This is a genomic window from Curtobacterium sp. B18 (assembly GCF_000333375.1).
Lineage (GTDB): Bacteria > Actinomycetota > Actinomycetes > Actinomycetales > Microbacteriaceae > Curtobacterium.
Map to the genome: position 1 here is coordinate 1 of NZ_BACZ01000137.1, position 3813 is coordinate 3813.

The 3813-nt window shown below is 72.6% G+C and carries 5 protein-coding genes; all 5 read right to left on the bottom strand.

Annotated elements, in window-relative coordinates:
- Positions 1-213: 213 nt before the first annotated feature.
- The gene (gene trmD / locus I5E_RS03790; protein ID WP_022905820.1) at positions 214-906 is read right to left on the bottom strand and encodes a tRNA (guanosine(37)-N1)-methyltransferase TrmD; all 693 of its coding nucleotides are present in this window, start codon (positions 904-906) and stop codon (positions 214-216) included.
- 5 nt (positions 907-911) lie between these two features.
- Entirely contained in the window at positions 912-1457 is a 546-nt protein-coding gene (gene rimM / locus I5E_RS03795; RefSeq protein ID WP_022905821.1) for a ribosome maturation factor RimM, read from the bottom strand.
- A gap of 19 nt (positions 1458-1476) precedes the next feature.
- Positions 1477-1713, bottom strand: a complete 237-nt coding sequence (locus tag I5E_RS03800; RefSeq protein ID WP_022905822.1) for an RNA-binding protein — start codon at positions 1711-1713, stop codon at positions 1477-1479.
- A gap of 4 nt (positions 1714-1717) precedes the next feature.
- Positions 1718-2131, bottom strand: a complete 414-nt coding sequence (gene rpsP / locus I5E_RS03805; RefSeq protein ID WP_022905823.1) for a 30S ribosomal protein S16 — start codon at positions 2129-2131, stop codon at positions 1718-1720.
- Between the two features lie 167 nt (positions 2132-2298).
- Positions 2299-3813, bottom strand: a 1515-nt coding sequence (locus I5E_RS03810; protein WP_022905824.1) for an FAD-dependent oxidoreductase, incomplete at its 5' end; no start/stop codon positions are given.

Below are 3813 nucleotides of genomic sequence, written 5' to 3' on the forward strand. Positions count from 1 at the left end.
CCAGACCCGCGGTGCGGAGCCGGGTCCTCCCCCTGACGTCGCGGGGCTCAGCGACAGCTCACGCGCTCGACGGCGCGTGTGGTGTCGCGCAGCGCGAACGTCCGGAACAGCGCGCAAGAGCGTGACGGTCCGGGACAGCGCGCAAGAGCGCGAAGATCCGGGACGGCGCGCGACAACGCGACAGCGTGGACGCCCGGAACGGGACGGTCCGGGCTACGCGTCCGGCAGCAGGTCCGGCCGGACGCGCCGCGTCCGCTCGACCTGCTGCTCGTGCCGCCAGTCGGCGACGCGGCCGTGGTGTCCGCTGAGGAGCACGTCCGGCACGGCCAGGTCCCGCCAGAGCGCCGGCTTCGTGTAGGACGGGTACTCGAGCAGCCCGTCCTCGTGCGACTCCTCGACGAGGGACTCGGGGTTGCCGACGACGCCGGGGACGAGCCGGCCGACGGCCTCGATCATGGCCATCGCCGCGACCTCGCCGCCGTTCAGCACGTAGTCGCCCAGCGAGAGCTCGACGACGGTGCACCGCGACGCGGCCCACTCGAACACGCGGGCGTCGATGCCCTCGTACCGCCCGCACGCGAACACGAGGTGGTCCGACGTCGACGCGAGCGAGCGCGCGATCGACTGGGTGAACGGGGTGCCGGCCGGTGTCGGCACGACGAGGGTCGACGACCCGTCCGGCCGCAGGATCGACTCGAGCGCCTGCGCCCAGGGCTCGGGCTTCATGACCATGCCCGCTCCCCCGCCGTACGGGGTGTCGTCGACGGTGCGGTGCCGGTCGGTCGTCCACGAGCGGAGGTCGTGCACGTGCAGGTCGAGCAGACCGCCGGAGCGGGCCTTGCCCAGCAACGAGACGTCCAGCACGGAGAAGAACTCCGGGAAGATCGTGACGATGTCGATGCGCACGCGCGCTAGTCCGTCACGGTCTCGGGGCGGGACGTGTCCTCGGGATCCTCGAACAGCCCGGTCGGCGGCGTCACGGTGACGGTGCCGGCGGCGATGTCCACCGCGGGCACGATCGCCGAGACGAACGGCACGAGGACCTCGCCCCGCGACGGGGTGTCGATGGCGAGGAGGTCCTGCGCCGGCAGGTGGTCGACCCGTGCGACGGTGCCGACCTCGACGCCGTCGCGGAGGACCGTCAGCCCGACCAGCTGGTGGTCGTACCAGGCGTCGTCCTCGCCGGTCTCGGCGTCGGCGTCCTGTTCGACCCAGAGGATCGCCCGCGCGAGGGTCTCGGCGGCGGTGCGGTCCCCGATGCCCTCGAAGAAGGCGACCGGGTGGCCGTTGTACCAGCGGAGCTCGTCGAGCGCGATGGTCTTGCCGGCCCAGGGCGAGTCGTCCGGGACCTGGAGCGTGAACACGGCCCCTGGCGTGAACCGACGATCCGGGTCGTCGGTGTAGAGCTCGAGCTTGATGCCGCCCTTGAGCCCGTGCGCCTTCGTGATGCGACCCACCCGGAGCTGGGTCGTCTCCCTAGGAATCGGTGTCGACCACGTCGACACGCACCCGCTTGCCGTCGGCGAGAGCCGTGACGAGGGTGCGCAGCGCCTTTGCGGTCCGTCCGGCGCGGCCGATCACGCGGCCGAGGTCCTCGGGGTGCACACGCACCTCGAGGACCTCGCCCCGCGCGGAGGTGGAACTGGCGACGCGCACGTCGTCAGGGTGATCGACGATCCCCTTGACGAGGTGCGTCAGCGCGGATTCGAGCAAGGAATTACGCCTCGGTCGTCTCGTCGGCGGTCTCGGCCTCGTCGGCCTTGGCGGCGGGGGCCGTCTTCTCCGACTTCGGCTTGAGGACGGCCTTCTTGGAGGAGTCGACCTGGAAGGCCTGCTTCGGCTCGGCGACCTTGACCTTGGACTCGGTGTCCTTCTCGCCCTTGAACTTGGCCCAGTCGCCGGTCAGCTTGAGGAGGGCCGCGACCTGCTCGGTCGGCTGCGCGCCGACGCCGAGCCAGTAGAGCGCACGCTCGGACTCGATCTTGATGACCGAGGGCTCCTCGGTCGGGTGGTACTGACCGATCTCCTCGATGACGCGACCGTCGCGCTTGGTGCGCGAGTCGGCGACGACGATGCGGTAGTACGGCGCCCGGATCTTACCGAGACGCTTGAGACGGATCTTGACAGCCACAAATGCTCCTGTTGCGTGTTGTTGTGGTTGAACCGGACCGCGGGCGTGGGGGCACACACGGTGGAAGCTCGATGAGACCGTGATCCGCTGGATAGAGGGTCGAGCGGACACGATTCGACCGTTCATTCTTGCAGGTTTCCGAGCGAGAAGCGAGTCGGGACGCGCCGTCAGGGTGCGAGTCGCCGAACCGCCTCGAGCGCTTCGGAGGTCGCACGCACCGCATCGACGCTCCGCGCGTCGCGTGCGCCGCCCACGACGGCGTACGGCACACCGGCTGCCCGGAGGCCCGGCTCGAGTCCGTCGGACGGCCCTGCGCCCGCCTCGGCTCCCGTCCCGAGCGCGCGCTCCTGCCCGGCGCAGACCACCACGGTGTCCGCGGGGATCCCCCGCTCCTCGCCGTGCTCGTCACGGATCCAGAGCACGCCGGGCTCGATGCGCAGGTACTCCTGCACGCCGCCGACGAGGTGCACGCCGGCGTCCCGGAGCCGTCCGATCGCCACCCAGCGCGAGGTGATGCCGATCCCCTGGCCGAACTTGCCGGAACGGCGGAGCACCGTGACGTCGCTGCCGGGTCGGAGCGTGCGGGTCGCCACGGGCAGTCGTTGCGGCACGTCTCCCACGACGGTGTCGGCCACGTCGAGGTCCCAGCGGGCGCCGAACTCGCTCGCGCGACGGGCCTCGTCGGGCGACTCGACCAGGAAGGCCGCGGTGTCGACGCCGATCCCGCCGCCGCCGATGATCGCGACGGTGCCCGCCGGGACGCCCTCGCGGAGCGCCCGCTCGTAGGACCGGACGTGCGGCAGGTCGGCACCGGGGACGTCGATGGCGCGCGGCACGACCCCCGGCGCGAGCACGACGGCGTCGCTCGTGGTGAGGTCGGCGGCGGTCGCGGCCCGACCGAGGTGGATCGTCGCGCCGCGGGCCTCGAGCTCCGCACGCGCGGCGCGGACGGTTGCCGCGTAGTCCTCTTTCCCCGGGACGAGCGCGGCGAGGTCGAACTGTCCGCCCAACCGGTCGGACGCCTCCCAGAGGGTCACGGTGTGGCCCCGGCGCGCCGCGTCGACCGCGGCGGCGAGCCCGGCCGGTCCGCCGCCGACGACGTCGACGCGCTTCGGGTCGGTCGTCGGGCGGGCGGGGAAGGCGACCTCGCGGGCAGCGCGCGGGTTGACCAGGCACGACACCGGCTGACCGATGATCGACCGGTCGAGGCACGCCTGGTTGCAGCCGATGCAGGTGTTGACGAGGTCGAAGGCGCCGTCGAGCGACCGGTTCACGATCGCGGGGTCGGCGAGGAACGGGCGCGCGAGGGCGACCGCGTCGAGGAGCCCGTCGGCCAGCACGGCCTCGCCGTCGCGCAGGTCGGTCATCCGGTTCGACGCGATGACCTTGACGTCCGGGTACGCCGACGCCCGGACGACGCCGGCGATGCGGGCGGCGTACGCGAGCCACGCGCCGTGCGGCACCGCGGCCTGCACGGTCGGCGTCCGGGACTCGTGCCAGCCGATGCCGACCGAGATCCCGTCCAGGCCGAGCGGCAGCAGCTCGTGCACGAGCGCGTCCACCTCGTCGTCGGTGGACGAGCCGGGCATGAGGTCGGCGCCGGAGAGCCGGATCGTCACGGCGAGATCCGGCACCGCCCGGCGGACGGCCTCGACGACCGCGACGGGAAGCGCCGCCGGCGA